This is a genomic window from Pseudomonas brassicae, from assembly GCF_010671725.1.
Lineage (GTDB): Bacteria > Pseudomonadota > Gammaproteobacteria > Pseudomonadales > Pseudomonadaceae > Aquipseudomonas > Aquipseudomonas brassicae.
In genome coordinates this window covers 1-3357 of record NZ_JAAHBU010000505.1, presented here as the reverse complement: position 1 = coordinate 3357, position 3357 = coordinate 1, and the positions used below count along the sequence as shown (strand labels likewise).

General features: G+C 67.4%; 4 protein-coding genes and 1 pseudogene. 2 read left to right on the top strand and 3 right to left on the bottom strand.

All coding sequences use genetic code 11. The annotated features are described in order from the left end of the window. Positions 1-25: 25 nt before the first annotated feature. Positions 26-688, bottom strand: a complete 663-nt coding sequence (gene yrfG, locus G3436_RS25355) for a GMP/IMP nucleotidase (RefSeq protein WP_163950904.1) — start codon at positions 686-688, stop codon at positions 26-28. A 72-nt stretch (positions 689-760) separates the two neighbouring features. On the opposite strand from yrfG, the gene nudE reads away from it, so the two are divergent. Further along, on the top strand, positions 761-1327 hold the full coding sequence (gene nudE, locus G3436_RS25350; protein ID WP_163950901.1) for an ADP compounds hydrolase NudE: 567 nt from the start codon (positions 761-763) through the stop codon (positions 1325-1327). Then, positions 1324-2151 (top strand): 3'(2'),5'-bisphosphate nucleotidase CysQ, encoded by an 828-nt coding sequence (gene cysQ / locus G3436_RS25345; RefSeq protein WP_163950898.1) that lies wholly within the window; start codon positions 1324-1326, stop codon positions 2149-2151. Before nudE ends, cysQ begins: the two co-directional genes overlap by 4 nt. Here cysQ and G3436_RS25340 read toward each other — a convergent pair. Both G3436_RS25340 and G3436_RS25335 read right to left on the bottom strand, forming a co-directional pair. Continuing rightward, complete coding sequence (locus G3436_RS25340; RefSeq protein ID WP_178116604.1) at positions 2140-2592, bottom strand: YiiD C-terminal domain-containing protein; 453 nt, start codon at positions 2590-2592, stop codon at positions 2140-2142. The genes cysQ and G3436_RS25340 overlap by 12 nt on opposite strands. Next, positions 2592-3357: pseudogene (locus G3436_RS25335) on the bottom strand (sigma 54-interacting transcriptional regulator); the annotation flags it as partial. The pseudogene G3436_RS25335 and the gene G3436_RS25340, both read right to left, overlap by 1 nt.

Genomic DNA, 3357 nt, shown 5'->3' with positions numbered 1-3357 from the left:
TTGCCAGCGAAGGGGACACCGCGGTTTACAGCCCTTGCAGCAAGTCCCGGTAATCCTCTTGCGCGGCAAACTCTGCGGTATCGCGCGGCCCCTTGCGGCTGTCGGGCTGGCGCACCGCCAGCAGGTGCGCCACGCCAAAGGTGCGGGCACTGCGCAGAATCGCCAGGGTATCGTCGATGAACAGGCTGCGCGCCGGATCGAACCCGGTGTCGTCCTGCAATGCACTCCAGAACTGCTGGCTCTCCTTCGGATAACCGTAGTCATGCGAGCTGATCAAGCGCTCGAAGTACGGCGCCAGCTCTACCCGCTCCAGCTTCAATGACAACGAGTCCCGGTGCGCGTTGGTGATCATGATCACGCGCTTGCCGGCGTGCCTGATCGCCTGCAGAAAGGTGTCGGCGTCAGGGCGCAAGGCAATCAGGTCGGCGGTCTCCAGCTTCAGCTCGCGCACCGGCAGCTTCAACTCGGCCGTCCAGAAATCCAGGCAGTACCAGTTCAGCGAGCCCGCATTGCGTTCGAACAGCGGCTGCAACTCCAGCTCGGCCATGGCGCGGCTGATACCGTGCAGTTCGGCATAGCGCTGGGGCAGGTGTTCGAGCCAGAAGTGGTTGTCGTAATGCAGGTCCAGCAGGGTGCCGTCCATATCCAGCAGTACGGTATCGATGTCGCGCCAGGCGAGTGAGGGCATGTGAAATATTCTCGTTCGATCCAGACACAGTGGGCGGTATAGTACCCCGTTACCGCCAAGGAGCCGCCCCCCATGCGCCAGAAACCCACCGTGCTAAGCCGCGAAATTGTTGCAAGCAGTCGCCTGTTCCGTGTCGAAGCGGTGGAGTTGCGCTTCAGCAACGGCACCGAACGTACCTACGAACGCCTGGTCGGGCGTGGCAACGGCTATGGCGCGGTGATGATCGTGGCCATGCTCGACGCCGAGCACGCGGTGCTCGTCGAGGAATACTGCGGCGGTACCGACGACTACGAGCTGTCGCTGCCCAAGGGCCTGATCGAGCCCGGCGAAGACGTGCTGGCGGCGGCCAACCGGGAGCTGAAGGAAGAGGCCGGCTTTGGTGCGCGCCAGCTCGAACACCTGACCGAGCTGTCGCTTTCGCCCGGCTACATGAGCCAGAAGATCCAGGTGGTGCTGGCCACCGACCTGTACGAGGAGCGCCTGGAGGGCGACGAACCCGAGCCGATGCGCGTCGACCAGGTCAACCTGCGCGAACTCTCGGCGCTGGCCCAGCACCCGCAGTTCTCCGAAGGGCGAGCGCTGGCGGCGCTGTACCTGGTACGCGACCTGCTGACCCAGCGCGGGGTGTTCGGCGCATGAACGACCGTGACCTGATGCAGCAGGTGGTGCGCCTGGCCCGTGAAGCGGGCGCAGCGACCCTGCCGTTCTGGCGGGCCGACGTGGCGGTGCTGACCAAGGCCGACGCCTCACCCGTGACCGCAGCCGACATGGCAGCGCACCACGTGATCGCCGCCGGCCTGCAGCGGCTGGCCCCGCAGGTCCCGGTGCTGTCCGAAGAGGACTGCAACATCCCCCTGGCCGAACGCGCGCAGTGGCAGCGCTGGTGGCTGGTAGACCCGCTCGATGGCACCAAGGAGTTCATCGCCGGCAGCGAGGAGTTCACCGTGAACATCGCCCTGATCGAGCAGGGCAGGGTGGTGTTCGGCGTGGTGGGCGTGCCGACCAGCGGCCGCTGCTACTACGGCGGCAGCGCGCTGGGTGCCTGGGTTGAGGCGCCGGATGTGCCGGCGCAGCCCATCAGCGTACGCAACGCTCCAGCGGCCGGCGCCACGTTCACCGTGGTCGCCAGCCGCCGCCATTCGAGCCCTCAGCAGGAACGCCTGCTGGCCGGCCTGAGCGCGGCAGTGGGTGAGCTGGCGCTGGCCAACATCGGCAGTTCGCTGAAGTTCTGCCTGCTGGCCGAAGGGGCGGCCGATTGCTACCCGCGCCTGGCGCCGACCTCGCAATGGGACACCGCCGCGGCTCAGGGCGTGCTCGAAGGCGCGGGCGGCGAAGTGCTCGGGCTGGACGGCAAGGCGTTCGCCTACCCGCCGCGCGAGTCCCTGCTCAACCCGTTTTTCCTCGCCCTGCCGGCTGCCGCAGCGTGGCGCGCCAAGCTGCTCGCACTCGCCTCAGCGGTGTAGCACGTACTGCCCGCTGAACAGCACGGCGGGCTGCTCCTTGCCTTCATTGAACACCTGGGTGTGCAGGCTCAGGCGCGCGCGGCCGCGCCGCTGGTAGGTGGCGACGAAGCGCTCCCAGACCTTGGCATCGGGCGCGGCGCAGACCGCCACGGCGGCGCCGGTGACCGGCAGCGGGTAGCTGATCTGGCCTTCCTGAATCACGATGTGGCCGTCGCCTATGCCCGCTTCGCGCAAGCGCAGGTGCAGCCAGCCCCAGCCCGCCAGCACGGCGGCGCAGTACAGGCTGCCGCCGAACATGGTGCTCTTGTGGTTGACGTTGGCCGCCAGCGGCAGTTGCAGGCGCAGGGTCTGCTGGTGCCAGTCGAGTACCTGCAGGCCCATCTCGCGGGTCAGCGGGATGTCGGCATGCAGCACGTCCTGCAGGTAATGGCTCGGGTTCATCAGCGGGTATCCTCGGTCTCGTCGTTGCCACTGGCGTTGCTGTCGGCAAAGCTCAGGCCGTGCTTGCGCAGCTTGTCGTGCAGGGTCTTGCGCGGCACGCCGAGGGCTTCGGCGAGGCTGCGCATGGAACTGTGCGGGCGGCTCAGCTCGGCCGCGATCAGCGAGCGCTCGAACTGCTCGACCTGGTCGCTGAGGTTGCCGCTGCCCATTGTCACCGGCGCCACCACGCTGGCGTCCTGGCTATCGCCATCGAGCGCCAGCTCCAGGCCCAGGGCAAAGCGCTCGGCGGCATTCTGCAACTCGCGCACGTTGCCCGGCCACGGGTGGCGCAGCAGCACCGCACGTTGTGCCGGTTGCAGCAGGTGCTGTGGCAACCCGTGGCGCTCGCTGGCGGCGTCGGCGAAATGCTGGAACAGCATCAGCACGTCTTCGCCGCGCTCGCGCAGTGGCGGGATGCGCAGCGGCGCGACGTTCAGGCGGTAATACAGGTCGGCCCGGAAGCGCCCCTGGTCGGCGGCCTGGCGCAGGTCTTCCTTGGTGGCGGCGATGATGCGGATATCCAGCGCGATCTGCTGTTGCCGCCCAGGCGCTCGACCACGCGCTCCTGCAACAGGCGCAGCAGCTTGACCTGCACGTCCAGGCTCATGCTTTCGATTTCATCGAGGAACAGCGTGCCGCCATTGGCGAACTCGAACTTGCCGATACGCCGCTTCTGCGCGCCGGTAAACGCCCCCGGCTCGTGGCCGAACAGCTCGCTCTCGACCA

What these genes read in the sequence shown, in the direction of transcription:
- yrfG (WP_163950904.1), bottom strand. Translation starts at nt 688, where the DNA reads ATGCCCTCACTCGCCTGGCGCGACATCGATACCGTACTGCTGGATATG.
- cysQ (WP_163950898.1), top strand. Translation starts at nt 1,324, where the DNA reads ATGAACGACCGTGACCTGATGCAGCAGGTGGTGCGCCTGGCCCGTGAA.
- G3436_RS25340 (WP_178116604.1), bottom strand. Translation starts at nt 2,592, where the DNA reads ATGAACCCGAGCCATTACCTGCAGGACGTGCTGCATGCCGACATCCCG.
- nudE (WP_163950901.1), top strand. Translation starts at nt 761, where the DNA reads ATGCGCCAGAAACCCACCGTGCTAAGCCGCGAAATTGTTGCAAGCAGT.